Source organism: Leptolyngbya subtilissima AS-A7, assembly GCF_039962255.1.
In the GTDB taxonomy this organism is placed as follows: Bacteria; Cyanobacteriota; Cyanobacteriia; order Phormidesmidales; family Phormidesmidaceae; genus Nodosilinea.
The window spans coordinates 206418-230160 of record NZ_JAMPKY010000004.1; the positions used below are offsets into that span (position 1 = coordinate 206418).

General features: G+C 55.4%; 30 protein-coding genes. 11 read left to right on the top strand and 19 right to left on the bottom strand.

The window, feature by feature from the left end:
* Positions 1–332: 332 nt before the first annotated feature.
* The 6 genes from NC979_RS10495 to NC979_RS10520 all read right to left on the bottom strand — a co-directional run bounded on the left by NC979_RS10495 (position 333) and on the right by NC979_RS10520 (position 4003).
* Positions 333–563 carry a hypothetical protein gene (locus NC979_RS10495; protein ID WP_190520408.1) on the bottom strand — a complete coding sequence of 77 codons (231 nt, stop codon included), beginning with the start codon at positions 561–563 and terminating at the stop codon, positions 333–335.
* Positions 564–652: 89 nt separating this feature from the next.
* Complete coding sequence (locus NC979_RS10500) at positions 653–946, bottom strand: hypothetical protein (protein WP_199308892.1); 294 nt, start codon at positions 944–946, stop codon at positions 653–655.
* A 102-nt stretch (positions 947–1048) separates the two neighbouring features.
* Positions 1049–2230 (bottom strand): zinc-dependent alcohol dehydrogenase, encoded by a 1182-nt coding sequence (locus NC979_RS10505; protein ID WP_190520410.1) that lies wholly within the window; start codon positions 2228–2230, stop codon positions 1049–1051.
* 126 nt (positions 2231–2356) lie between these two features.
* The gene (locus tag NC979_RS10510) at positions 2357–2770 is read right to left on the bottom strand and encodes a hypothetical protein (protein ID WP_190520412.1); all 414 of its coding nucleotides are present in this window, start codon (positions 2768–2770) and stop codon (positions 2357–2359) included.
* A 33-nt stretch (positions 2771–2803) separates the two neighbouring features.
* Positions 2804–3496 (bottom strand): SRPBCC family protein, encoded by a 693-nt coding sequence (locus NC979_RS10515; RefSeq protein WP_190520414.1) that lies wholly within the window; start codon positions 3494–3496, stop codon positions 2804–2806.
* A gap of 99 nt (positions 3497–3595) precedes the next feature.
* Complete coding sequence (locus tag NC979_RS10520; protein ID WP_190520415.1) at positions 3596–4003, bottom strand: phage holin family protein; 408 nt, start codon at positions 4001–4003, stop codon at positions 3596–3598.
* 515 nt (positions 4004–4518) lie between these two features.
* Here NC979_RS10520 and NC979_RS10525 point away from each other — a divergent pair.
* On the top strand, positions 4519–4989 hold the full coding sequence (locus NC979_RS10525) for a BON domain-containing protein (protein ID WP_190520417.1): 471 nt from the start codon (positions 4519–4521) through the stop codon (positions 4987–4989).
* Between the two features lie 197 nt (positions 4990–5186).
* Positions 5187–5585, top strand: a complete 399-nt coding sequence (locus NC979_RS10530) for a cupin domain-containing protein (RefSeq protein ID WP_190520419.1) — start codon at positions 5187–5189, stop codon at positions 5583–5585.
* Positions 5586–5756: 171 nt separating this feature from the next.
* Here NC979_RS10530 and NC979_RS10535 read toward each other — a convergent pair whose 3' ends face one another.
* From NC979_RS10535 to NC979_RS10570, 8 genes are all read right to left on the bottom strand, one after another.
* Complete coding sequence (locus NC979_RS10535; RefSeq protein WP_190520421.1) at positions 5757–6167, bottom strand: VOC family protein; 411 nt, start codon at positions 6165–6167, stop codon at positions 5757–5759.
* 155 nt (positions 6168–6322) lie between these two features.
* Positions 6323–6727, bottom strand: a complete 405-nt coding sequence (locus NC979_RS10540) for a VOC family protein (protein ID WP_190520423.1) — start codon at positions 6725–6727, stop codon at positions 6323–6325.
* A gap of 95 nt (positions 6728–6822) precedes the next feature.
* Positions 6823–7242, bottom strand: a complete 420-nt coding sequence (locus tag NC979_RS10545) for a YybH family protein (RefSeq protein WP_190520425.1) — start codon at positions 7240–7242, stop codon at positions 6823–6825.
* Between the two features lie 142 nt (positions 7243–7384).
* A complete protein-coding gene (locus tag NC979_RS10550; RefSeq protein ID WP_190520427.1) occupies positions 7385–7744 on the bottom strand; it encodes a YciI family protein in 360 nt (119 codons plus the stop codon).
* Positions 7745–7778: 34 nt separating this feature from the next.
* Positions 7779–8255, bottom strand: a complete 477-nt coding sequence (locus NC979_RS10555; RefSeq protein WP_190520429.1) for a DUF1579 domain-containing protein — start codon at positions 8253–8255, stop codon at positions 7779–7781.
* Positions 8256–8354: 99 nt separating this feature from the next.
* Positions 8355–9083, bottom strand: coding sequence for a DUF899 domain-containing protein (locus NC979_RS10560; protein WP_190520431.1), 729 nt, complete (start codon positions 9081–9083; stop codon positions 8355–8357).
* Positions 9084–9307: 224 nt separating this feature from the next.
* The gene (locus NC979_RS10565; protein ID WP_190520433.1) at positions 9308–9703 is read right to left on the bottom strand and encodes a YciI family protein; all 396 of its coding nucleotides are present in this window, start codon (positions 9701–9703) and stop codon (positions 9308–9310) included.
* A 276-nt stretch (positions 9704–9979) separates the two neighbouring features.
* Positions 9980–11212 (bottom strand): RNA polymerase sigma factor, encoded by a 1233-nt coding sequence (locus tag NC979_RS10570; RefSeq protein ID WP_190520435.1) that lies wholly within the window; start codon positions 11210–11212, stop codon positions 9980–9982.
* Positions 11213–11633: 421 nt separating this feature from the next.
* Between NC979_RS10570 and NC979_RS10575 the strand changes: the two genes are divergently transcribed.
* From NC979_RS10575 to NC979_RS10585, 3 genes are all read left to right on the top strand, one after another.
* A complete protein-coding gene (locus tag NC979_RS10575) occupies positions 11634–12281 on the top strand; it encodes a Crp/Fnr family transcriptional regulator (protein WP_190520437.1) in 648 nt (215 codons plus the stop codon).
* Between the two features lie 211 nt (positions 12282–12492).
* Complete coding sequence (locus tag NC979_RS10580) at positions 12493–12942, top strand: YidH family protein (RefSeq protein ID WP_190520439.1); 450 nt, start codon at positions 12493–12495, stop codon at positions 12940–12942.
* Between the two features lie 144 nt (positions 12943–13086).
* Entirely contained in the window at positions 13087–13935 is an 849-nt protein-coding gene (locus tag NC979_RS10585; RefSeq protein ID WP_190520441.1) for a prohibitin family protein, read from the top strand.
* A gap of 112 nt (positions 13936–14047) precedes the next feature.
* On the opposite strand, the gene NC979_RS10590 is transcribed toward NC979_RS10585, so the two are convergent.
* Positions 14048–14983, bottom strand: coding sequence for a LysR family transcriptional regulator (locus NC979_RS10590; RefSeq protein WP_190520443.1), 936 nt, complete (start codon positions 14981–14983; stop codon positions 14048–14050).
* A gap of 127 nt (positions 14984–15110) precedes the next feature.
* On the opposite strand from NC979_RS10590, the gene NC979_RS10595 reads away from it, so the two are divergent.
* The 6 genes from NC979_RS10595 (at position 15111) to NC979_RS10620 (ending at position 19663) form a co-directional block, all read left to right on the top strand.
* Positions 15111–15908: a cadmium resistance transporter gene (locus NC979_RS10595; protein WP_242024064.1), complete on the top strand. Its 798-nt coding sequence runs from the start codon at positions 15111–15113 to the stop codon at positions 15906–15908.
* A gap of 13 nt (positions 15909–15921) precedes the next feature.
* Positions 15922–16530, top strand: coding sequence for a cadmium resistance transporter (locus tag NC979_RS10600; RefSeq protein ID WP_190520445.1), 609 nt, complete (start codon positions 15922–15924; stop codon positions 16528–16530).
* A 28-nt stretch (positions 16531–16558) separates the two neighbouring features.
* Positions 16559–17197, top strand: coding sequence for a hypothetical protein (locus NC979_RS10605; RefSeq protein ID WP_190520447.1), 639 nt, complete (start codon positions 16559–16561; stop codon positions 17195–17197).
* Between the two features lie 122 nt (positions 17198–17319).
* A complete protein-coding gene (locus NC979_RS10610) occupies positions 17320–17595 on the top strand; it encodes a hypothetical protein (protein WP_199308893.1) in 276 nt (91 codons plus the stop codon).
* 270 nt (positions 17596–17865) lie between these two features.
* Positions 17866–19119, top strand: a complete 1254-nt coding sequence (locus NC979_RS10615) for an urease accessory protein UreH domain-containing protein (protein ID WP_431191054.1) — start codon at positions 17866–17868, stop codon at positions 19117–19119.
* Positions 19100–19663, top strand: coding sequence for a hypothetical protein (locus tag NC979_RS10620; protein WP_190520449.1), 564 nt, complete (start codon positions 19100–19102; stop codon positions 19661–19663). Before NC979_RS10615 ends, NC979_RS10620 begins: the two co-directional genes overlap by 20 nt.
* 55 nt (positions 19664–19718) lie before the next feature.
* On the opposite strand, the gene metX is transcribed toward NC979_RS10620, so the two are convergent.
* The 4 genes from metX to NC979_RS10640 all read right to left on the bottom strand — a co-directional run bounded on the left by metX (position 19719) and on the right by NC979_RS10640 (position 23679).
* Positions 19719–20822 carry a homoserine O-acetyltransferase MetX gene (gene metX, locus NC979_RS10625; RefSeq protein ID WP_190520450.1) on the bottom strand — a complete coding sequence of 368 codons (1104 nt, stop codon included), beginning with the start codon at positions 20820–20822 and terminating at the stop codon, positions 19719–19721.
* A 116-nt stretch (positions 20823–20938) separates the two neighbouring features.
* On the bottom strand, positions 20939–22231 hold the full coding sequence (locus tag NC979_RS10630) for an O-acetylhomoserine aminocarboxypropyltransferase/cysteine synthase family protein (RefSeq protein ID WP_190520452.1): 1293 nt from the start codon (positions 22229–22231) through the stop codon (positions 20939–20941).
* A 112-nt stretch (positions 22232–22343) separates the two neighbouring features.
* Positions 22344–23333, bottom strand: a complete 990-nt coding sequence (cysK, locus tag NC979_RS10635) for a cysteine synthase A (RefSeq protein ID WP_190520454.1) — start codon at positions 23331–23333, stop codon at positions 22344–22346.
* Positions 23334–23466: 133 nt separating this feature from the next.
* Entirely contained in the window at positions 23467–23679 is a 213-nt protein-coding gene (locus NC979_RS10640; RefSeq protein WP_190520456.1) for a hypothetical protein, read from the bottom strand.
* Between the last annotated feature and the right edge of the window lie 64 nt (positions 23680–23743).

The following is a 23743-nucleotide window of genomic DNA, read 5'->3' on the forward strand; positions in this document are numbered from 1 at the left end:
GCTTCCTTAGCTCTACTTTAGGGAGCTGTTGTTTATCGTTAAGATAAGTTTTGAATTATATCTCCTGGCGGAAGTATTATGCTACTGTGCTCCCTTCAATTACCCTGAGATCGGTGAATGATTCTGCCTGTCTGACCAGATTTTTACTTGTCAAGAACAACCAATTGCGTTAGTTGAAAATCATTTGCTGCTAGTAGAGATGCGATCGCCCCAGCTCAAGATCAAAAACTGAGTCCCTTCACAACAGTATTGACGTAATAAACCCCCTTCTTACCTAAATAGAAGAAGGGGGATAAGGCAGTTAACTGATTTGAAGTAGATGGCGCAGCTCTCTAGCTAGCTGACATCGTTTTCGTGAGGTGCTGGCGAATTTCTTGAATTTGCTCTGCCTCGGTTTGCTTAAGCCGATTAAACAGCTCAACGCATTCCTCAGAGTTGGCTTCGCGAGCATCTTGAATGTATTTGTCGTAAGCGTGTAGAGCCTCGGCTTTGCTTTGCATAACGGTCAGCCAGTCGTATTCTAGGTTGCTCACAACTTGCTGAGATTGGGTTCCGGTAGTCATGGCAATTGCCTCCAAGTTCTGTATTTACTGTGACTCTATTTTGGGCTTGCTCCCTCTCTCAAAGGAGAGTTTATGGCTGAGTCGATAGATTAGCCCCGACGGGGAGAGTTGGCTGTCGGCAAATCGGTTGCTTCTGGATCAGAGCTGCTGGGCACATAGTCTTCGGCTGAGGACGAGGCACCAGACCCACCAGAACCATTTGGTCCTTCGCCAGCAGCAGCGTTGCGGGCTTCTTGCTGCATCAGTTCTGGATTCTGATGAATAGCAGCGGTTCTAGCGCCTGGATTGTCGGCAACTTCCTCTAGCAGTCTGTTTTGCTCGCTTTCTTTATCGTCAACGTTCGCCATCAACTCGTTTTCTTCGCTTTCGTTACCGTTCGCCATGGGCTTTGTTCCTCGGGTGATTGACAGTGTAGAGCCGTGACCAGGCCAACTGGACCCTGTCTAATTGACCAGGTGCTGGCTTACGTAAGTTTCCTCGTCTACCTATGCAGTGGTAGCAAAAGGCTTGAGGACGACCTTGATACAGTTGTCTTCTTTGTCGCGAAAGATTTTGTAAGCGCGGGGAGCCTCTTCGAGGGGCAACCGGTGGGTAATGACGAAGGAGGGATCGATCTCACCCTTTTGCACCCGCTCTAGCAGCGGCTTGAGGTATTTGTGGACGTGGGTTTGGCCCGATCGCATCGTCAGCGCTTTGTTGACAAAGGCACCCATTGGCACTTTGTCGATAAACCCACCATAGACGCCGGGGACGGAAATTTTGCCCCCCTTACGACAGGCGGCGATCGCCTGCCGCAGCACCTGAGGCCGATCGCTTTCCAGACGCACCGCCTGTTTGACGGTGTCGTAGAGCGCCATGGGGCCAGTGCCGTGGGCCTCCATACCGACGGAGTCGATGCAGCTATCGGGTCCCCGACCGCCAGTCATTTCCTTCAGAGCTTCCCCAGGGTCAAGCTCTTCGTAGTTGAGAACTTCTGCTCCGCCAGCCTGGGCTAGAGCTAAGCGCTCAGGCACGCGATCGATGGCAATCACTCGTTCAGCGCCGAGCATAAAGGCGCTGCGGATGGCAAACTGACCCACTGGGCCACAGCCCCACACAGCCACCGTGTCGCCGGGCTGAATGTCGCAGTTTTCGGCTGCCATGTAGCCGGTGGGAAAAATGTCGGTGAGAAAGAGTACTTGCTCATCGGTGAGGCCATCGGGCACCTTGAGCGGGCCGACGTCGGCGAAGGGCACCCGCACATATTCGGCCTGGCCCCCGGCATAGCCCCCCATCAGGTGAGAGTAGCCAAACAAGCCTGATGGCGAGTGGCCGTAGAATTTCTCGGCCATCCAGGCGTTGGGGTTAGAGTTGTCGCACAGCGACCACAGGTCTTGGTTGCAGAAAAAACAGCTGCCGCAGGAGATGGTAAACGGCACCACCACGCGATCGCCCTGCTTAAGGTTACTCACCCCTGGCCCGGTTTCGACCACTTCCCCCATGAACTCGTGACCTAAAATATCCCCTGATTGCATGGTGGGAATAAAGCCATCGTAGAGGTGTAGGTCAGACCCACAAATCGCCGTAGAGGTGATTTTGATAATGGCGTCGCGCGGATTCAAAATTGTCGGGTCAGGCACAGTGTCTACCCGAACATCGTGGGTGCCATGCCAGCAAACTGCTTTCATCAAACTTCTCCTGAGGTAGTTACGTTCAGCGGATCTCGGTCAACGCCCGTGACAATGACGCATTACCCAGGGGTTGGGAAATGGACAATGCTTAAGGGGGCTTGGTAGCTCAACAGGATTTCACTCCTAGTTGGGGTAGCGGTCTAGGGTGGGGTTTCTCTCGGGCTGAATGGTGCTGCGGGGCGCATCGTTGGGCAACTTCTCTGACGACAGCCCCGGTATCAGATTTTTGAGCCGATCGCCAATGCCAGGTTTTGACTCGGCGGGGGGCTGTATGTTCTTGCCCTGGCGATCGATGGCCGTTAGGTCGACACCGCCCTGGAAATTTTCGTTACTAATCGGGTTATGGCTAGGACGAACGGCACTAGTGTCACTAGCGCCAGTTTTAGGCGCATTGGCCGCCTGAGCGCTGGGCATGTAGCCGACCGAGCCGAACCAAAGGGCGATCGCCAGGGCAGCCCATGCCACCCGCCGACCAAGCCGAGCCTTCACAACGGCGGTTTTAGCGAATGAGAAGAGAGAATGAAACAAAGAATTCATGGCAATACGTCTAAAAACATGGGCAGGTCAGGGTTAGGCTCCCTTGGGTTGACCGTCAGTGGTGGCAATTTCTCCGGTTTCCATCAGCTGCTTAAAGCGGCTGAGATCATCGCCAATCTGCTGTTCGGGTTCTTCGCCAAAGAGCTTAGCGATCGCAGCGGCCACAGCACCGCCCGGTAGCTCATACTCCATGACTACTTTGACCTCGGTGCCGCGATCGCCGGTAGCACGCTGAAACCGCACAAATCCGGAGTGGTTCACTTCGGCATCGTCGGTCGATGTCCAGGCAATCAAGCGATCGGGCTGGTCGTCCACAATCACCGCATCCCATTCGATGCTCTGATCGAGGGGGGCGTTGGCCACCCAGTGGGAATGCTGGTCGTCTTGAACCTGCACCGACTTGACATGGCGCATAAATTTGGGCAAGTTGTCAAACTTCCGCCAGAAGCTGTAGAGCTCTGCTGCCGAACGATTGATCGTGACGGTTTTCTCAACCAAGATGGACTTTTCAATGCCAACGGCTTCGCCAACCTGCTTGAGCGTGCTTTTCTTTTGAACACCCTGATAGGCTAAGCTGCTACCGGCAGCCGCCATCAAAATCCCTCGCAGCGATCGCTGCTGCAAGCCGCCGAGCACCAGAGCGCCACCGCTAATGATTGACGCCCACCGCTCTAACCTACCTGCCTCCGTATCTTTTGACGGTTGCGTACTAACGGAATCTTCCACTTCGATAACCTCTGGGCAAAAATGCTGTTTCTGTGGACCTGATAACTAGCTCGCCCGACGGCTCAGGGCCATGGGGCGAGCTAGATTGAGAACTGGCTACTAGAGCTGAGACGAGCGCTCGGTGCTGAGCTCAGAACCCGTGCCATCGCGCAGGAAAGCGGGAGCTTTCTTGTCGAAGTAATTGTTGATGAAGGTGTTCACCGCCGATAGCACCAGCGGGCCTACCAAAAAGCCAATGATGCCGCTGATGTAGAAGCCAGGCACCACTAGGGAGGCCAGCCACAGGCAAAGACCGTTTAGGACTAGGGAAAATGCCCCAAAGCTAACGGCGTTAATGGGCATGGTCAGGGTTTGCAGGGTCGGCTTGAGAAAAGCGTTGACCACGCCGACCGAAGCAGCCGCGATCGCCGCTGCAGTTAGGGTGTTGATGGTAACCCCAGGCACAACTAGATCCACAACCAGCAGGCTAAGGGCCGTTGCCAAGCCAGATAAAAGAATGCTCCACATAGTGTCATCTCCTGAAAAACTATAAGCCTTGGGTAATTGAAGTTTTGCCGGGCCTAAGTGAAGCGGTTAATGGTTAGCAGCCTCAAAAAAGCCAGGACAACTGCAAATGGTCTAATTTGCTTCGCTTATTTCCACGGTAAAAACCTATGCCAACATGTGTGTCTACTATTGGATAGATAAGCTAAAAATATGTACTGATGGTTTTCAGAGGCTTAGAGATCTTGTTGGCGACGAAAAACCACAAATTGAATAGTTTTCCTAAAATTTCTCGCTCGAGAAGTCAGACAAGACGCCAAAAATTTTCAACCATGGCAAAAAAATAAGACGAACCCGAAAAACTATTCCTTTTGACGGAGCCACCTTACTGCCGTCGGAAGATATGGAATTGGGCGAGGTTCTGTAAACTGCTGAGTTAAGCGGTGAGATGCGCCAGCGAGATGCGTATAGCCCCCCAAGGGCCGGTCTCTGACTATCGCTTTGCGCCCTCATCCATAAATTTTGATTGGAGTAAATCTATGTTGATATCGTTAGCAATTGGAATGGTGGTGATCGGTTTAGGGTTAGCCCTAATGCTAGTGCGTCTTCCCAAAGCTGGGCAGTCTGGCCTAATCGCTATGGCTTGTTTGGCTATTATGCTGGTTGGCTTCACCCAGCCTGCTCTCGCTGGTGCGGTTAACGGTGCTGCCCTGACCGATGAGCAATTAGACCTCAACGAGACGCTTCAGTCTACCCCCAACGACAGTCAATATGAGGGCATCGAGTATGCCAATGTCAAAGGTACTCCCCTGGGCGATCAGGAAATCACCGACAGAATTATGAACAAAGTTCCTGATAACCTCAAGGTTGGCGTCTCCAACGGTGCTGTACAGCTATCGGGCAAGGTGAAAAGTCGCGACACAGCCCGAGCCATCATTGAAGATGTCAAGTCTATTCCTGGGGTACATGAGGTTTCCTACGATCTAGGCCTCAAGGAAATAACCCAATAAGCAACAGATAGAAGCTTATTTAATCGGCGGCACACCGCCGATTTTTTTGTGCCTAAATCATTAGAAGTTCACTATTTTTATTTATTAATTCCCAAATTCTGAAAAGCTCGTCCAATAGCGTATAAAGTGACTGTAGAAACATATAAAGCAGTTTAAATAGATTTCAGTCACAGCCACAATCATTTGAGACTTAGTCGATGCCCAGCGAAATCAAGCCCTTAAACATAAACTCCACCTACGTTGTGATGGATGGTAGCGGTAATGCCATGCCAGTGTCAGTAAGCGACACCTTTTATGAAGAACTAAATTTCACCTTTGGAGACTTTAAGAACAAGCGACTTGTCTCTCAACTTAACTTTGACCGCGATTGGGGCACCTGGGAAATGCATCCTGCTGGTGAAGAGTTTGTGTGCCTGATCTCAGGTCAGATTGATCTCATCCTTAAACAGAACGGTGTTGAAAACAAGCTACCGCTAGACACCCCTGGCTCCTATGTGATTGTGCCCAAAGGCATTTGGCACACCGCTAAAGTTCACCAGCCCTGCTCTGTGTTGTTTATTACTCCTGGCGAAGGAACTCAAAACCGACCTGTTTAGAAACTCAGGCGATCGCCGCAAAACAACCCTCATGGTTGGTCCACAGCTAGATAAGTAGCCTTAAAGCTAACCGACCATCAAATAAACGAACCGAAAGCCTAATGATGAAATGTGTCCTGTAGCGTGAGGGTTGCCGCTGACAGCAACCCTCACATAGCTTTCTTTGAAGGGCTAGGCGGCGCGATCGCAGTTAATCATCCATGGTGTGCCAAACTGATCGACGACCATACCAAACCGGGCCGCCCAAAAGGTTTCTTGAATAGGCATCTTAATAGTGCCATTCTCAGCCAGGGCTGCAAAGACATGCTCAGCCTTATCTGGATCTTCAATGGCAATTAAAACAGAGGTACCTTTAGGCTCTTCAAAGTAGTCTGGCATGCTGTCAGCTCCCATAAGCTCCTGATCGCCTAGGATCAGCTGAGCGTGCATAATTTTGTCGCGCCAATCTTCAGGTGTTTGGTCGGCCATTGGCGATTCTCCATAGGTCATCTTGTCACCAACTTTGCCGCCTAAGACCTGTGCATAGTAATTAAACGCGGCCTCGCAATTGCCATTAAAGTTGAGGTAGGAATACAGTTTCATAGCGCCCTCCTAGGACTAAAAAATTCGTGAACAAGCGAAGCTGGGTTTTAAGGTCAAGGGGTGAAAACCTAGCTAGCGCAAAAAACGATGAGCGAAACGAACCGCTGAGGCAGGTGTAGTGGATCACGCGAATTGATGACCCACCCAACCAATACTTACTGAGGGATAGCGCCGGGTTCCATGTACACCAGCTCCCAAATATGACCGTCTAAATCTTGAAAGCCGTGGGCGTACATAAACCCATGGTCTTGAGGGTCGTTGTAGGTTGAGCCCCCGCTACTGACGGCTTTGCTGACTAAGCTATCGACCTCTTCGCGGCTATCGCAGGATAGGCAGATTAGCACCTCGGTATTCTTGGTGGCGTCGCAAATGGGTTTGGGCGTAAAGGTTTTGAACTTATCGTTGGTCAAAAGCATGACGTAAATGTCATTGCTGACAATCATGCAGGTAGCGGTTTCATCGGTAAATTGCGGATTGAATGTAAAGCCGAGTTGGGTAAAGAATGCGATCGCCTGGTCGAGGTTTTGAGTAGGCAGATTGACAAAAATTTTGCGTCCCATGGTGGGGTTCCTTATGCGATTTGTGAGGGCTGGAAATCGGCTGTTTAGGGCGCATCATCTGGGGCGACGCCCTAAACAGTTCTTTGGGTATTGGCTCAACAGCCTGGATTAAAAGGTATCGAGCAGTGCTCATGCAAAATCTGCCATTCACCCTGTCGCTTTTGATAGCCAGCGGTGATGCGTAACCACATCTGCGCCGCCGGATGATCGGCAGCAACGCCGGTATAGTGCAGCATCCAGTGGGCCAGAGCTAGGTCGCCGCTGATGGTGATGCTAAGATCCTGCATCTCGGTACCTGAAGAGTCGGGCATGTAGGGTAAACTGCTTTCCCACATTTGGTGAATGGCAGCGGCACCCTTGAGCTGGAGCGGCGGCTTAACATCAAACAGAACGGCATCTGAGCCATAGTGAGCCATGATTTGGTCAAGATTTTTGGCACAGATACCGTTGGCCTGCTCGGTAATTAGCTGTCGGATTTGGGCTTCGTCGCGGGTAACCGTGATCGTGCTAGTCATAGAAATATCTCCGATATCGAGCGGGGGTCAAGGAGTTGTTTGCAACTAAAATCTCCCTGCTTTGTTAAGTAGTCGAATGGAGGGGGGCGAGATCGACAGGTAGAGCTGACCCTTTTGAAAAAAAACCTGAAAAGATTAGCCTCTATTGGCCAGATGGCAGGCCAGTTAACTCTATTAAGGGGCGAATTTCGACGGTGCCTTTGTGCACAGAAGGAATGCGGCCGGCGATCGCGATCGCCTCGTCCAAATCTTCCGCCTCGATCAGAAAATAACCGCCGAGCTGTTCTCGGGTTTCGGCGAAGGGGCCATCGGTCACCAGGCGCTTGCCGTCGCGCATCCGCACACTGGTGGCTGTAGCTACCGGGTGCAGCGGCGACGCGCCCAGATATTGACCCTTGGCGTGCAGATCCTGGGTGAGTTTGACCGAATCTTGGTAGCAGCGCTCCTGCTCGCCCTCGCCCCAGACGTTCTCATCGCTGTAGATCAGCAGCATGTATTTCATGGTTTAGCTCCCAAGATTAACGGTTTTCAATCGGCTACTGTCGCCGAAAGTGGGTGATCATAAACTGTTGCCACTGACCATCATCGGTCAAAATTTGCGACGTCATGGTGCGGTGGTCATCAGCCAAAAACTCAATAATGTCCTTATACTGGGTCATTGAATTTCCGTTGAAATCAGGCCCTTCAGTTTCTAGCGTTAAGACCTTTTTTGCCTCATCTAAAGAGCCGTTATATACCCACAGATGGGTCATCATCGAGCCGACATAGGTGCCCGTATAACGCTGGGTTTCGGGATCATACCCCAGGGTCATCAGGGTAGTACCGGTGCCGCCATCGGGCATTTCACTTTCGCCCTCGGCTACAACCCAAATGCCATCTAGGGAGCGAACTACCTCTTTGCCATGAGTCGTTGATGGGGGCTGATCTGGCCCCATGATGCACTCGCACTCACTCACCCATTCGCCAACTAGTTGGTCTAGCCACTGGTGTTCTGTCTGTGGTTGAACGTGCATAATTTTTCTCCAATGTTTTACGTACAGAGTTAAAGGGGCCGGCGGGATGGCAGTAGGTTTGGCCGACCTGGCGTTGACCTTGCTCCCACCCGCTGGGCGCTAGCCGTAGGTCGGTCGCTGTGGCCAGCCTGCGGGAGAATCCTCAAAGTCTTGCTGCCGACCGTAGGGGGTGAGATCGAGCAGGCTATAGGCGTCGGTCAGGCCCTCGCAGCCGCGAGCGTAGGTCGAGTAGGTGTGAAAAACCTCGTCGTCGATGTGAAAGAACACGCTCATGCCGTGGCTTTCGCCCTTCATAAAGTGCTGCTCTGAGTTGCTAGCCAGCTCCGCCTGGTCGCGGTAGTTGTACTGCACCGGAGCCACCGCTTCGTCGAGCGTGACGTGAAAATCGTAGTTAAAGTCGCTGCCAAAGGAAGAAACCCAAGGTAGAGTCCAGCCTTGGCGAGCCTTGTATTGCTCAAGCTTGGCCAGGGGCGCGCGGGATATAAGTGCGAAGCTGGTGTCGCGATCGCCCAGCAGACTTAGATCGCCCAGGGCGTTGACAAGGCCGGTACAGCCCGTGCAACCGTTCTCCCACTCGGGGTCAAACATAAAGTGGTAAACCAGCAGCTGGTGGCGACCCTCAAACAGATCGAGCAGGCTGGCCTCACCCGCAGGCCCTTCGAACGTGTAGGTCTTCTCTAGCTTGACCATGGGCAAGCGGCGGCGCTTGGCATTGACGCGATCGCGCTGTTTGGTCAGGGCTTTTTCGTCTGCTAAAAGCGCTTTTCGTTCCGCCAGCCAGGTGTCGGCCGACACCACAGGCGGATGGGCAAGAGTAGTGGTAGTCATGGCGATTTTTCCTTAAGTGTTTAATTGAGCATTCCTAGCGGTAGCTGACAGGTTGGGTAGAGCGTCAGATGACGCTGTTGGCGAATTGCTCTCATGCCTTGTTCTAGCTCTCTCCCCCAACCCCTCTCCCAGTTAGGAGAGAGGAGCCGGAAAGTCCTGCAAAGCCCCTCCTTCAACTGGGGAGAGCCGACGAGTTTAGTGCCAGAAACAGGTATTTAAGGTATTTACTGGAGGTTGACCTGGAGAGCTTGTCTTTCGTTAACTTGGGCGTTGATCTCCTCATCCGCTGGGCGAATTTCAAAGGGGCCGTTGCGCACTCCGGGATGGTGCGACATCAGCTGGATGGCGTGGTTGAGATCGCGGGCCTCCAGCATCAAAATGCCGCCGATCTGCTCTTTAGTTTCAGCAAAGGGGCCATCGGTGACGACGACTTGACCGTTCTGGTACCGCAGCGTCGCCGCATTGCGAACGCTTTGTAGCGCTTCTCCACCGATGAAGTGGCCACCCCGCCGCAGTTCGTCATCGTAGGCAAAACAGTCGGCCATTAGCTCTCCTTGTTCGTCTTCAGAAAGCCTGTCCCACTGCGTTTCGTCGAAGTAGCCCAGACAGATGAATTTCATGCTTGCCTCCAAAATTTAGGTCTAATACCAAATCCCGTTTGCATTTCCCCTTCTGTAGGGACGTGTAGCGCCCTTGGGGTATCTCATCGGCAACAAGGTGATTGACTGTGGATTTGGCCTAAATTTCTCACCTTTGTGAATTAGTCGTTTGGCTGGAGGGCAGATCGACAGCAACGCAAAAGATTTTTCTAAATTTTTTGGGATTTCCCACTTCAGGGCTAAATTAGGCATTCAGTGGGAGCTTTGAGGACTACCATTGGCCCTATGCAGCGCTACTCAGACCAGTTCGCGCAGGCGGCTTTCGAGAAACCGGCGCTCGGGTTCTTGCTTCACTAGATCTAGCGCTCGCTGATAAGACACCTTGGCTTCAGCGGTTTCGCCTAACTGGCGGCACAGGTCGGCTCGGGCCGCATGGGCCAGGTGATAGTGGGCCAGATCGCCCTCGGCGAGAATTTTATCTAGCAGTTGCAGACCCGCCTGGGGGCCATCGCGCATTGCCACGGCCACGGCTCGATTGAGATGAACGACGGGAGTTGGTTCGATCTGGGCTAACAGGCTATACAGCCCGACAATCTGCGCCCAGTCCGTTGCGGCTGGTTGAGGGGCCTCAGCATGGACGGCAGCGATCGCCGCCTGAATTCCATAGGGCCCCACTTGCCCTGACGATAGGGCCTGCTGCACCAGCGATCGCCCCTCGGCAATCTGCTCCTGGTTCCACAGCGCGCGGTCCTGATCGGCTAAGAGAATCAGATCGCCCGTGGGGGAGGTGCGAGCCTGACGGCGCGACTCTTGCAGCAGCATCAGCGCCAGCAGCCCCATCACCTCGGGGTTGGGCAGCAGCTCTAGCACCAGTCGCCCCAGCCGAATCGCTTCGCCCGAGAGATCGGCCCGCGTCAGCGATGGGCCAGAGGAGGCCGCATACCCCTCGTTAAACACTAGATAGATCACCTGGAGTACGGTGTCTAAGCGATCAGGCAAATCTTCCAGGGCAGGCACTTGGTAGGGGATGCCGGCCGCGCGGATTTTGGCCTTGGCCCGCACAATGCGCTGGGCCAGTGTGGGCGGAGCCAGCAAAAAGGCGCTAGCAATTTCCTCGGTTTTGAGGCCGCAAACCTCTCGCAGGGTGAGGGCCACCTGGGCCTCCTGGGGCAGGGCCGGGTGGCAGCAGGTAAAAATCAGCCGCAGGCGATCGTCCTCGACATCGTCGTCGGGCAACTCGGGCTGGGCATCGAGCTGCTGGGCCAGCTCGGCTAATGACGCGTCAAATCGAGTGCGGCGACGCAGGCGATCGATCGCCCTAAACCGACCCACCGACACCAGCCACGGCCTTGGTTTAGCTGGCATTCCATCCCGTGGCCACTGCTCCATCGCTACGGCGAAGGCGTCGTGCAGCGCTTCTTCGGCCAGGTCAAAATCTCCCAGTAGGCGAATCAGCGTGGCAAAAACCCGACGCGACTCAGCCCGGTAAATGGCCTCTACCTGCCTCTGCATCTGGAGGGATTCGTTCATGGTTAGCGCTCCTACCAGCAAAGTCGGTTGTCTAAATTCATTTTAATTTAGTGCAATTGTACTGCTGACTGGCTAATTCGATCGCCAATTTAGCCATTCAACAAGTCAAGAAAGCCTGACTCAGCCGCCATATTGCTCCAGAGCATTGCCCTATATACTCCTTGGACGAATGGGAGTCAGAACTAAAATGAATTTCATTTGAAAATGTTTTGAAATTGAGCTATGCTCCAGAGATGAATTTTTAGGAATGGTTCTGGAGCTGCCCCTTAGCCCTTTGCTAGCTGGGCGGCTCGCCTGGAGCACAGGCTGGATGGTTAACGCTAATCCCTAAGCAAGGTTGGCCAAACCTAGGTCACGTAGTCTTTTCCTAAAGGCATCTGCACGCTGGATTTTTCACAAATCCTTACATAGGAGTCACTCAATGTTGGGACAACTGGATAGTTTAGCGGGTCTATCAAACCCGCCGGTGGCTGCTCGCTTGCAGGGCCTTTCGTTGGAGCAGCTACAGCGGCTGCCGGTATCTGGGTCTAGTCATTTTGGACGGCGCAGCTATTTGCCCGCTGCCAGCGATCGCCTCTGGCTGCTCAAAGCCGGGGCGGTGCGCACCCTAACTTACCTAGAAGATGGCACTGCGATTGCCTTAGGCCTCTGGAGCGCGGGCGATATTGTAGGGAAATTTCTCTCCAATGCAGAGCCCTATTTAATTGAAGCCGTCAACGATGTCGAGGCGGTGTGCATTTCCCTGTCTGACTGGCAGCCGCCAGTGGACGTGATCACCAGCTACCTAAAGCACGCCGAAGCGCTGATGGTGGTGCGCACCCATCGCCGAGCCGAGGCTGCTTTGCTGGGGCTGTTGCAGTGGTTGGCCAACCGCTTTGGTCTACAGCTTGAGCGCGGCTGCCTGATTGACCTCAAAATTACCCACCAAGACCTGGCCGATTTTAGCGGTCTCAGCCGAGTGACGGTGACTCGCCTGCTGCGCCAGTTTGAAGAGCAGGGGCTGATTTACCGGCGATCGCGCCAGCTGATCTTGGCGGAATCTAGCGACCACTGGCATTACGAAATTTAGCTAGGGCTAAGGTGAGAACGCAGCGAACGAGCCTGGTACTGCTGTCTCGACGAGTAGGGCACAGAGTCTTATAACTCAATCCACAGGGCATTAGATTGAAAATCAATCGCAAGTTGATCGCAGATTGAATCTAACTGCTGTAGACTTTAGCCTAGGCTGGTCAGGTTTGGCCCGCCAGCTTTGCTGCCTGTCCTGACTCTCTGCTGCGTTAATGACCCAGTCTTCTCAAGCAATTGATACCCCGCCCACAGGCGATCGCCCCCAGGGCACAACCGCCCCTGCCCCGTCCCCAAAACCTGCCTCTCGCACCCGCGATCACCTGGCCAACGAGCGCACCTACCTAGCTTGGATGCGTACCGCGATCGCCCTGATTGGCTTCGGCGTTTTAATTGCTCGCCTGCGCTACCTGGTTTCGCCCGATGTGCCCGGCACCGGCCAGGGCTGGCTGGTGGGGCTAGGCCTATCCTCCATTGGCCTGATTACCGTGCTGTTGTCGACCTGGCACTACTTTGCGGTTCTTGACGCCATTGAAAGCAGCACCTATGAACCCAGCCGCCGCTGGGTGATTCTCTTTAGTCTGGTGGTCACGCTGCTGGGGGCGGGAGTGCTGTACGTGCTGTTTTCAGCACCAGCGTCGGTGAAAGGGTTTTCGATGATGTAAGGAGTGATGAATGGGGAGTAGGGGGTGAAGCTGCTGATCTGAAGCACGACTTCAAGATTCGAAGCTTCTACCTCTACTCCTTACCCGCCCACCCCCTACCCATCCACCTCCTACCCATCCACCCATTTCAGGAGTCCGTCACCCTTGGTTGATCTCAGCAGCAACCGCGATCGCGCCGCCGCTTCCCCCTGGGGGAGTGGGGCTACCCTGGCGGCCTGGATTTTGCTGGGGCTGCTGGCGCTGGGGCTGGCGGCCAGCTTTTGGGTGGTCATTCCCGCCGGGGAGCGCGGTGTGTGGATGCGCTTTGGCCAAGTGCAGGAGGAGATTCTTGCCGAGGGGCTGCACTTTTTGATTCCCTTAGTGGATTCGGTAGAGACTTTGAGCACTCGGGTGCAAAAGCAGGAAATCGCCACCGAAGCAGCTTCTAAAGATTTGCAGGATGTGTTTAGCGATGTGGCCCTTAACTGGCACATTCTGCCCGACCAGGCCAACTTGGTGTATCGGCAAATCGGCGATGAGCCTGCGGTGGTGCGCTCTATCATCAACCCCGCCATAGAAGAGGTGATCAAAGCCGTGATCGCCCACTACACCGCCGAAGAGGTAATCACCCAGCGCGACCAGGTAAAAGCTGAGGTAGATGCAGGGCTGCGATCGCGCCTGTCTCCCTACAATCTGGCCATCGACGATGTCTCGCTGACTACCATTCACTTTTCGCAGCAGTTTCGCGATGCAGTAGAGGCTAAGCAAATCGCCGTGCAAGAGGCCAAACAGGCAGAGTTTGTTGCCAAAAAAGCCCTGCGTCAAGCCGAAATCGAGATCAATTTGGCTAGAGGAACCGCTGAAGCTCACCAAATTTTGCTAGAAACCTTAACCCCCAATGTGCTCAAGTATGAAGCACTACAAAAGTGGGATGGGCGGCTGCCTATGATTAGTGGAGAAGGAACCAGTACGGTGATCGAATTGGACGATTTGCTGCCAAGTGATGGGAAATAAAAAAGTTTTGAGTTATCAATTTTGAGTGTTAAGTTCTTTTTGTACGATAGACACTCAAAACTTAACATTCAAAACTAGGCTCATACTCCTTATCCCTTTATCCTTAAAAAACTCAAACCGCCACTTTCTCCGGTTCCACTAAAATCTCTTCAAAAGTTTTAGAAATGCGGGTGCGAAATCGCTTTTGATGGCGTAGCAAGATTACAGGCTGGGTCATCTCATAGGTATGCTGAGGCGCGTCGATATCATCCACAATTTCGATCGCCTTTAGAGTGCCGAGCTTTAGCTCCGATCGCACGATTGACCGGGGAAGAGCCGCAGCCCCAATGCCCCCTTCGACCACGGCTTTGATCATTTCGCTGGTGGTGAGAATGAGGGCTATTTCTAACGTGCTGGGGTCAACGCCCCAACCCTGAAGCGATTGCTCAAACATATAGCGGGAGCCAGATCCGGGTTCGCGCATGATCCAGACGGTGTCAGTGATTTCAGTGAGAGAGATGCGATCGCGGCCAAACCAAGGATGGCTTTGGCCAACTACGATCGCCACCACATCTTGACCGATCACCGACACCGACAAGTTTTGGCTGAGGGAGGGTTTTACCTCTCCGGTGACTAGCCCTAGGTCAAACATACCGCTCACGGTGCCGCTAACGATTTCCTCCGCATTGGCAATGGTGCAATTGATCGAAATGCCGGGGTAATGCTGCTTGAAGTGACTAATTTTATGGGGTAGCCAGTAGTTGCCTACGGTGAGGCTGCTGCCAACTTTTAAGCCACCCCGCTGGAGGTCGTTTAGCTCGCGCAAACCCTGGGCAGTTAGCTCCACCTGATCAAGAATTTTTTGGGCTTCAATCTGGAGCATTTCACCAGCGTCCGTCAGCTCAATATGCCTGCCAATCCGGTGAAATAGCTTCACTCCATACTCTTCTTCTAGGGTTTGAATAGATGCGCTCACCGCTGGCTGAGTAATGTAGAGCGAATCTGCCGCGCGGGTAAAGTGTAAATGTTCGGCCACCGCCAAAAAAACTCGGAGTTGCTCAAGCTTCATGGGAGCTAGTTTTGTGATGACTGAACAGTTTAAAAACTCTGTTCAATTATTGCATAAATTCTATTTATCAAACTCACAAAAAAGACTGTTTGATCCGTTTGTTTATTCAACCTAAGGTAAGGGGCAATTGGCAAAGTTTGTTAACCCCCATCGACGAGGTGCTGCGATCGTGACCGACTTACTGACCACTCTGGGGCGTAGCTCCATGGCGTTTGCCGCCACCAATCTCGACGACATCGTCATTTTGATGCTGTTTTTTTCCCAGGTAGGAGCAGCCCTGGGCAAGCGCCACATTGTGGCAGGTCAGTATGTAGGGTTTGCGGGTCTAGTCGCTCTGAGCCTGCCCGGATTCTTTGGCAGTTTACTCTTCCCCCGTCCATGGATTGGGCTGCTGGGGGTGGTGCCCATCGTCATTGGTCTGAGCCAACTGCTGTCGGTGGTCGCCGATGAGGCAAGTGGCGAAGATACCGGTGAGGTGCTGCTGGCGCCCACCAGCGGCGGGTCAGGCTGGCTGTCGCCCCAGACCACCAGCGTGGCGGCCATTACTATGGCCAACGGCGGCGACAATGTGGGCATCTACATGCCCATGTTTGCCAGCAGCGACGGGCTGGGGCTGGGGGTAACACTGGCGGTGTTTTTTGGGCTGGTGGGGGTGTGGTGTTTTGTGGCCTACCAGCTGACCCAGGTGGGAGCGATCGCAGCCCTGCTCACCCGCTATGGGTCTCAGGTGGTGCCCTTTGTGCTGATGGCATTGGGCGGGCTGATTTTGGTCGACAGCCACACCCTGGAGTACCGAGGGTTGACGGCTCTAACCCTCACCATCCTCGGCATCTGCGTCATCCATCTGCTGCGGGAGACGATGCGGCTCTCGGCGGCGGTTGCCGTTGGTAAACCCATGCCCGCAGCCCAGAGAATGGACGGGTAGCGTTTTTGCCCCTATGCCCTCGCTCCCGCAAACCTTGATCAAAGCCGCGCTCGCATTTGTAGCCACCAACCTAGACGACTTTGTTCTACTTATGGTGTTCTTTTCTCAGGTGCCTAACCGCTTCTCCCACCGCCAGATTTTTTGGGGTCGCTACCTTGGCTTTGCCGCCCTGGTTATCCTCAGTCTGCCTGGTTTCTTTGGCGGTCTGGTGCTGCCTAAAGCCTACGTGGGGCTGCTGGGACTGCTGCCCATCGCCATTGGTCTCAGGCAGCTATTCAGGCGAGAAGACGAGGCCGAGGGGCAGGTTGTGCCTCCCAAGCTGCCCCTGCTAAATGCCCAGATGGCGGCGATCGCAGGCATTACCCTGGCCAACGGCGGCGACAACATTGGCATCTATGTGTCGTTGTTTGCGGGCCAAACCTGGGCTGAACTGGGCCTGACCCTGCTGGTGTTTGGGGTGCTGGTTGCCCTCTGGTACTGGCTGGCTCGCGGGCTGGTTGACCAGCCTGGGGTGCGCGATCGTCTCACCGTCGTCGGTCACCGTCTGATGCCCCTAGTGTTGATTGGTTTGGGCCTGTTCATCTTGGTCGACGGCGGAACTTACCGCCTGATCGGCCGCTAGTTTTCACCCTAAAAAGGAGACTTTTCCTATGATTCGCACAATCAAAAATGCTTTGAGCTTTCTACTGTTTGCTGGAATTTTGCTGGTACTCGTCGGCGTCGCCCGTCCGGCCTTTGCCGACCCCATTGCCCAAAAAAGCTCTCAATACGCCGAAATCACCCAGGCGCTAACCGACTTACAACAGCTGCAATCTAACCCCGATGCTGACCTTAAAGCTGAGGGTTACACTGCGGACTCGCTCGCCCAAAAGCTCTCTGACCTGCGCTTTCAAAAGTATATTCAAGACACCAGCGAAGACTGGGGCATTTGCAGCAACACCACCGCTGCCACCGTCGGCGTCTACGGCTATGACCCCGACCACAAAAATGCCACCCCCGAGATTGCCTACCTGGGCGCAGGCCAAACCACCGACGACGACTGGGCCTGTACTGGCGTGTTTCTACCCAGCGATGCCTCGGTAACCGGCATTGAGCTGGGCGGTGAGGGGGCGATCGCCTCCCTCGTCGATGGCACCCGCCTCACCATCAGCGAAAACCCCATCACTGGTGCGATCGAGTTTGATGCCCCGATCTACAAGGTGCTGAAAGCGGCCGATACTACCCTACCGCTGCCCGAGTTCACCCTGGCCGACGTGGCTACCCAGGTGGCGACAGCCCCAGTCGATTAGGAAGTAGGGAGTGGGGGGTGAGAAGGTAAACTTTCACCCGCCCATCCTACCCCCGCCTGTTTTTCTACCTTTCCCGAGCGGGAAAACTAACCATAAATAAACCTATAAAAAGCAGGCCTACAATGAAAATTCCTCTCCCTCCGAAGCGCTCCAAGCAGGCCATCGACTGGCAGCCTATTCTTAACCAAATGCAGCCAACCGATGGTCAATCGCTGCCCGTCTACCCCGGCGACCTCAAGGCAGCGCTGCTACACCATGCGGGCATGACTCGCCATCCCAAGGGAGAGGCCACCTTTCAACTGGCCCGAGAAATTGCCCGCCTCACCACCTGCTGCGATCCGGAAGTTGCCTACTGGTTTTCGCGCCTGGTCGAGCTAGTGGATGATGGTGTTGGATAAGTTTTATTGGTTGTGAGGCATCCCAGGGACGGCAGAAATTCGCCTACTGGAACCACGGCGCAGCTGGGCGCTGTCGGAACAAATTGGTAGTTCCTTGGGCAACGGTCCTAGGCTCCTGCCCACAAAAATGGCCTGATTAATTAGGCCATTTTTGTGGGCTCTTATTTGGGGCATTTACAGCGTTGCCGTTCTTCCCTAGGGAGCATATATCGAGAACAGACTAGGGGTAGAGTCAACAGACAGGCTGTCGCAAGACACCCGCTTGGCGGGGTGTTACGCTCAAAGATTGTCTACCACTGCCTCAACGCCAGCATGCTCGACCTGTTGCTCATGGCCAGCTTAGGATTTTTAGGCAGTTTTGGCCACTGCCTGGGCATGTGTGGACCCATTACCGTAGCTTTTTCGCTATCGCAGACCGACAGCGATCGCGATCGTTGGCAGCAGGTTAGGTTTCACCTACTACTCAACCTGGGGCGGCTGGCGAGCTACGCCCTAGTGGGCCTGATGATTGGGGCGTTGGGGTCGGTGCTGGTGGCCAGCGGACAAATGGCCGGCATCGGCAGCCCCCTACGGCGGGGGGTGGCCCTGGTGACCGGGCTGCTGCTGATCTGGTTTGGCCTAGCCCAAATCAGCCCTGGCCAGGTGCCTAAAGTGCCGCTGCTCAATCCCATGGCCCAGGCGAGCTGGCACAATCGGCTGAGCCGCGCTATGCAAGCACTCTCTCTCAACCCCCAGCGGTGGACGCCGCTGCTGCTAGGGTTAGCCTGGGGGCTAATGCCCTGTGGATTTTTGTACGCGGCTCAGCTGAAGGCAGCAGAGACTACTGACCTCTGGTGGGGTGGAGCTACCATGCTGGCCCTTGGGTTGGGCACGCTGCCAATGATGCTTGGGGTTGGGGTATCGACGGCCTGGGTCAGCAGCGATCGCCGGGGGCAGCTGTTTCGCCTAGGCGGCTGGATTACCCTACTGATTGGCCTGCTGACCTTGCTCCGAGGCAGCGACATGATCGACTTCACTGGCCATGGGGCGCTGGTGTTATTGCTGCTGGCGCTGATTGCTCGCCCCCTTAGCCGCCTCTGGCCAGCTCTACTTGTCTATCGGCGCACCTTAGGAGTGGGGACCTTTGTGCTCTCTGTAGCCCACGTTGCCCACATGGTCACCATGGGGTGGAATCCGGCCGCTTTGCCGTTTCTCTTGCCGAGCCTGCAAGCGGGCGGCTGGTCGGGCATGGTCGCCTTTGGGTTGATGGTGCCCCTGGCCCTAACCAGCTTTAATCGGGCCCAGGCGAGCTTGGGCCAACACTGGCGACGGCTCCATCTACTCATCATTCCTACTTTTGGGTTAGCGGTGACCCACACACTGCTCTTGGGTTCGAGCTATTTGGGTGCGTTTGAGCGCTCTACCCGCCACTGGCTGGCAGCTGCGGCCCTGGTGGTGCTGGCGCTACTGGCGCTGCTGTTGCGTTGGCGGCTGTTTTGGTCTCTGCTGTCTCTGGAGAAGTACTATGCGCCCGCCAAGTCTTAGTCTGGTGGCCGGGCTACTGATCGCCATCCTGGCCGGGCCACCGGCCCAGGCCCACAAGACCGAAGTGTCGGGCGATGTTGCGGGCACCTGGCACCTGGAACCCAACCACAGCCCCAAAGCCGGAGAACCAGCGCGCGTTTGGGTAGCCCTTACCCAACAGGGTGGCCAGGTCATTCCTCTAGAGCAGTGTGACTGCACCCTCGCTGTCTATGCCGCCAACCAGTCTGGGACCTCGCCAGTTGTGCAGCCTACCCTGCAAGCCATGTCGCCCGAGCGGTTTCAAAACATTCCTGGGGCCGAGATCACGTTTCCTGACCTGGGGGAATATCGCCTAGTGCTTACCGGTCGTCCTCAGGCCAATGCTACCTTTGCTCCTTTTGAACTCAGCTACACCACCGTTGTCGCCACGGGTAGCCGTAGCTCCGCCTCAGCTTCGGAAGCTGCGCCTGAGGCGGGGCGCTCCCCGGTCTGGATTGTGGGCGGAGTGGTGGTTGCGATCGCAGCCCTAGCCGCAGTAGTCAGCAAAGGGAAATCGCTGCATTGATTGTTCAAAATGGGTTGGCAGAGGGTTCTAACGGGCTGCCAAGGCTGTCTTTCAGCTAGCGATTAACCAGCGCCCATCGCTGCCGAAAGGCCACGACTTGCTCATTGAGATTCTCCATATCAATCAAAAAAGCGTCATGGCCGTGGGGAGAGTAGAGCCAGCCGAGCTGGGCCTGGGGCATCAGTTCGGCTAATTCTTGCTGCTCGGCGGGATGGTAGAGGAGGTCAGAGTCGATCGACACCACTAGGGTGGGGTGGTGAATGCTGGCCAGGGCTGCCTGGTAACGACGATCAGCATCTTGTCCTGGATGGACGGCCCCAACATCGTGGCGATCCATGGCGTGGGTCAGGGTGACGTAGGTGTTGGCGTCGAAGCGCTTCACTAGCTTGTCGCCCTGGTGATGGAGATATTGGGTGACGGCGTAGGGAGTGGAGGGTTGAGCGCTGGAGGACTGGGTTGGCGGGTTGCGGCCAAAGCGGTGGTGAAAGCTGGCCCAGGAACGATAGGTGCTCATGGCGATCATGCGCGCCACTGCTAGCCCCTGAGCGGGCGGGCGATCGGGGGAATAGTAGCCGCCCTGCCAGAGGGGGTCAGTGTAGATAGCCTGGCGCTGGGCTTCACTCAGACCAATGCACCAGGGAGAATGGCGGCCAGGGGCGGCAATGACGGCTAGGCTCTCAACGCGATCGCCATACTGCAAACCCCACTCCAAAGCCTGCATACCGCCGAGGGATCCGCCTATGACCAAGCGTAGAGATTTTACGCCCAACCCTTCTAGCAGCTTGGCCTGCACCTGCACCATATCTCGCACGGTGATGGCGGGAAAGGCTGCGCCGTAGGGCTGTCCTGTGGCTGGGTTAAGGCTCGTGGGACCAGTGGTGCCGTAGCAGCTGCCCAAAATATTGCTGCAAACCACAAAGTCTTGGGTTGGATCGAGGGTGCGTCCTGGCCTCAGCAACGGTTGCCACCAGTCATCGACATCGGCGGTGCCAGTGAGAGCATGGCAGACCAGTACGGCATTGTCGGCGCGATCGCTCAGCTCTCCCCAGGTGCGATAGGCCACCTGCACCTGGGGGAGAATGCCGCCCAGTTCTAGCTCTAGGGGATCGGGTAGGTGGTAGAGCCGGGTATGCGACGAGACAAGGTGGAGGTAGGACATAGAGGGTGGATGGGTGGGGAGTGGGAGGGTGGATGGGTAGGGAGTGGGAGGGTGGATGGGGATCTACCCTCGTGTCCCGTCGTTTCTTTTCGTCTCATCCTCTATTCCCTTAGCCCTTACAGCGCCTCAAACGCTTGCTCGAAGTCCGCCTTGATATCTTCGATATGCTCAATGCCGACTGAAACGCGCACCAGATCAGGAGACACCCCGGCGGAGCGTTGTTCATGCTCGCCGAGCTGCTGGTGGGTGGTGCTGGCGGGGTGAATCACCAGGGTTTTGGCGTCGCCGACGTTGGCGAGGTGGCTGGCGAGTTTGACCTGGTTGATGAATTTACGGCCCGCTTCCAAACCGCCTTTAATACCAAAGTTGAGCACGCCGCCAAAGCCGTTGTGCAGGTACTTGGTGGCGCGATCGTGGTACGGGTGCTCGGGCAGCCCTAGGTAGTTGACCCACTCCACCTGGGGCTGCTCTTTCAGCCAATGGGCCAGGGCTAGGGCGTTGCTGGCGTGGCGATCGACTCGCAAAGACAGCGTTTCCAGCCCTTGCAGCAGCAAAAAAGCGTTAAAGGGGCTGAGGGCAGGGCCCAGGTCGCGCAGCCCTTCGACCCGCGCCCGAATGATGAAGGCAATATTGCCAAAGGGGCCATCGGGGCCAAAGGTATCGGAGAAATTTAGCCCGTGGTAGCCCGGCGACGGCTCGGTAAACAGCGGAAACTTGCCGTTGCGCCAGTCAAATCTGCCCGAGTCAACAATCACGCCGCCGATGGAGGTGCCGTGGCCCCCAATCCACTTGGTGGCGCTTTGCACCACAATGTCAGCGCCGTGGTCAATGGGCCGCACCAGGTAGCCCGCCGCCCCAAAGGTGTTATCGACAATCAAAGGAATACCGTTTTCGTGAGCCACATGGGCCAAAGCGGCAAAGTCCGGCACGTTGAACTGCGGATTGCCGATGCTCTCCACGTAGAGCGCCTTGGTATTCTCATCGATCGCCTGGCGAAAGGTTTCGGCATCGTCACCTTCTACCAGTTTCACCCCAATGCCCAGACGAGGTAGGGTTACCTTGAACTGGTTGTAGGTGCCGCCGTAGAGATAGCTGGTGGCGACAATGTTATCCCCCGCCTGGGCCAGAGTGCTAAGGGCGAGAAACTGCGCTGCCTGGCCGCTGGCTGTAGCCAGGGCGGCCGCGCCCCCCTCCAACGCCGCGATGCGCTTTTCAAACACATCGGTGGTGGGGTTCATGATGCGGGTGTAGATGTTGCCAAACTCTTGCAGGGCAAACAGGCGAGCCCCATGGTCGGCATCGTCGAAGGTGTAGGAGGTAGTTTGGTAAATGGGCACTGCGCGAGCGTTGGTACCGGGAGCGGGTTCCTGGCCGGCGTGCACCTGTAGGGTTTCGTAGCGGTGGGGCATGGGGTTAAGGGGTGGGGGGTGGATGGGTGGGAGGGTGGGGGGGGGGGGAAGGTGGGAAGTTATAGGCTTTGATTCCTCGCCTCTATTGCCTAACCCCTATTCCCCATCATCTTTAGACGCTGATCAAATCACCTCGTAGGGCTGAGAGATCGGCGACTTGGTTGGGGGGCAGATTGTTAAACAGCACGGTGCTGAGATAGCGTTCGCCGTTGCTGGGTTGGACGGCGACGATGAGTTTGCCAGCGTTTTCGGGGCGCTGCCCAACCTGAATGGCGGCGGCTAGGGCAGCGCCGGCAGAAATGCCGGAGAGAATGCCTTCTTCTCGGGCCAGGCGGCGACTGTAGCTGACGGCGGTTTCGCTGTCGATCTGAATTACTTCGTCAATTAGATCAATGTTCAGCACTTCGGGCACAAAGCCTGCGCCAATGCCCTGAATTTTGTGGGGGCCGGGGGTACCGCCAGAGAGGACGTGGCTTTCGACGGGTTCCACAGCAATGGCTTGAAACCCTGGTTTGCGCTGCTTCAGCACCTCGGCTACGCCGGTGATGGTGCCGCCGGTGCCGACTCCAGCAATCAAAATATCGATCGCCCCCTCGGTATCGGCCCACAGTTCCTCAGCGGTAGTTTCGCGGTGGATTTTTGGATTGGCCGGGTTGCGGAACTGCTGAAGCATGTGGGCATCGGGTAAGAAATCGACAATTTCTACGGCCCGTCGAATGGCTCCGACCATGCCCTGGCTGCCGGGGGTTAACTCTAGCTGCGCGCCGTAAGCTTGCAGCATTGCCCGCCGCTCCAGGCTCATGGTGTCGGGCATGGTCAAAATTAGCCGGTAGCCCTTGGCGGCGGCGACTAGGGCCAGGGCAATGCCGGTGTTACCGGAGGTAGGTTCTACCAAAATCGTGGATTCTGGGTTGATGAGACCCGCATCTTCAGCTGCCTGAATCATGCTGGCCCCAATGCGATCTTTGACCGAGGCGGCGGGGTTGAAGCTCTCTAGTTTGAAGACAATGTGGGCCACGGCTCCCTCAGACTGAGGAATGCGATTGAGTCGCACCATGGGGGTGTGGCCGATGAGGTCGGTGATGTTGTTAGCGATTGGCATGGGGAAAGGGGTGGGGGGTGGATGGGTGAGGAGTAGGGGGTGAATGGGTGAAGGGCTTCGTAAGTTTTCAGAACCAACGGGCTTCTACCTCCTACCCCTCACTCCCTACTCTCTACTGTCTAAGAAAAATCTGTCATTGCCACAGACTTAGTCGCGTTTTGGTGACGTTGTGTAGATAAACCAGTAGCAGACTGCCTAGCAACAGTGGCGCGATTAGGGCAATTACAACATAGCCGCGGCCGTGGCTCCAGCGGCTTTTTAGGGGTTTAGGCAGGGAGTGAATGAGTAGGGGGGTGGAAGGGTAAGGTTGCTGAGTTTCAGCCTGATTGAGAGAGAAGGAAGTCATGGCAAAAAGTAAAGAGAGAAGAGAGAACAACGGAAAATTTGACTAGAGAAGGCGCGGAGACAGG

Coding starts and splice junctions, on each gene's coding strand:
- NC979_RS10545 (WP_190520425.1), bottom strand. CDS start 7,242: ATGACTAGCACGATCACGGTTACCCGCGACGAAGCCCAAATCCGACAG.
- NC979_RS10500 (WP_199308892.1), bottom strand. CDS start 946: ATGGCGAACGGTAACGAAAGCGAAGAAAACGAGTTGATGGCGAACGTT.
- NC979_RS10570 (WP_190520435.1), bottom strand. CDS start 11,212: ATGAACGAATCCCTCCAGATGCAGAGGCAGGTAGAGGCCATTTACCGG.
- NC979_RS10640 (WP_190520456.1), bottom strand. CDS start 23,679: ATGACTTCCTTCTCTCTCAATCAGGCTGAAACTCAGCAACCTTACCCT.
- NC979_RS10505 (WP_190520410.1), bottom strand. CDS start 2,230: ATGAAAGCAGTTTGCTGGCATGGCACCCACGATGTTCGGGTAGACACT.
- NC979_RS10510 (WP_190520412.1), bottom strand. CDS start 2,770: ATGAATTCTTTGTTTCATTCTCTCTTCTCATTCGCTAAAACCGCCGTT.
- metX (WP_190520450.1), bottom strand. CDS start 20,822: ATGTCCTACCTCCACCTTGTCTCGTCGCATACCCGGCTCTACCACCTA.
- NC979_RS10565 (WP_190520433.1), bottom strand. CDS start 9,703: ATGAAATTCATCTGTCTGGGCTACTTCGACGAAACGCAGTGGGACAGG.
- NC979_RS10575 (WP_190520437.1), top strand. CDS start 11,634: ATGTTGGGACAACTGGATAGTTTAGCGGGTCTATCAAACCCGCCGGTG.
- NC979_RS10600 (WP_190520445.1), top strand. CDS start 15,922: ATGCCCTCGCTCCCGCAAACCTTGATCAAAGCCGCGCTCGCATTTGTA.
- NC979_RS10630 (WP_190520452.1), bottom strand. CDS start 22,231: ATGCCCCACCGCTACGAAACCCTACAGGTGCACGCCGGCCAGGAACCC.
- NC979_RS10540 (WP_190520423.1), bottom strand. CDS start 6,727: ATGGGACGCAAAATTTTTGTCAATCTGCCTACTCAAAACCTCGACCAG.
- NC979_RS10620 (WP_190520449.1), top strand. CDS start 19,100: ATGCGCCCGCCAAGTCTTAGTCTGGTGGCCGGGCTACTGATCGCCATC.
- NC979_RS10605 (WP_190520447.1), top strand. CDS start 16,559: ATGATTCGCACAATCAAAAATGCTTTGAGCTTTCTACTGTTTGCTGGA.
- NC979_RS10560 (WP_190520431.1), bottom strand. CDS start 9,083: ATGACTACCACTACTCTTGCCCATCCGCCTGTGGTGTCGGCCGACACC.
- NC979_RS10520 (WP_190520415.1), bottom strand. CDS start 4,003: ATGTGGAGCATTCTTTTATCTGGCTTGGCAACGGCCCTTAGCCTGCTG.
- NC979_RS10580 (WP_190520439.1), top strand. CDS start 12,493: ATGACCCAGTCTTCTCAAGCAATTGATACCCCGCCCACAGGCGATCGC.
- cysK (WP_190520454.1), bottom strand. CDS start 23,333: ATGCCAATCGCTAACAACATCACCGACCTCATCGGCCACACCCCCATG.
- NC979_RS10535 (WP_190520421.1), bottom strand. CDS start 6,167: ATGAAACTGTATTCCTACCTCAACTTTAATGGCAATTGCGAGGCCGCG.
- NC979_RS10610 (WP_199308893.1), top strand. CDS start 17,320: ATGAAAATTCCTCTCCCTCCGAAGCGCTCCAAGCAGGCCATCGACTGG.
- NC979_RS10555 (WP_190520429.1), bottom strand. CDS start 8,255: ATGCACGTTCAACCACAGACAGAACACCAGTGGCTAGACCAACTAGTT.
- NC979_RS10550 (WP_190520427.1), bottom strand. CDS start 7,744: ATGAAATACATGCTGCTGATCTACAGCGATGAGAACGTCTGGGGCGAG.
- NC979_RS10590 (WP_190520443.1), bottom strand. CDS start 14,983: ATGAAGCTTGAGCAACTCCGAGTTTTTTTGGCGGTGGCCGAACATTTA.
- NC979_RS10495 (WP_190520408.1), bottom strand. CDS start 563: ATGACTACCGGAACCCAATCTCAGCAAGTTGTGAGCAACCTAGAATAC.
- NC979_RS10525 (WP_190520417.1), top strand. CDS start 4,519: ATGTTGATATCGTTAGCAATTGGAATGGTGGTGATCGGTTTAGGGTTA.
- NC979_RS10530 (WP_190520419.1), top strand. CDS start 5,187: ATGCCCAGCGAAATCAAGCCCTTAAACATAAACTCCACCTACGTTGTG.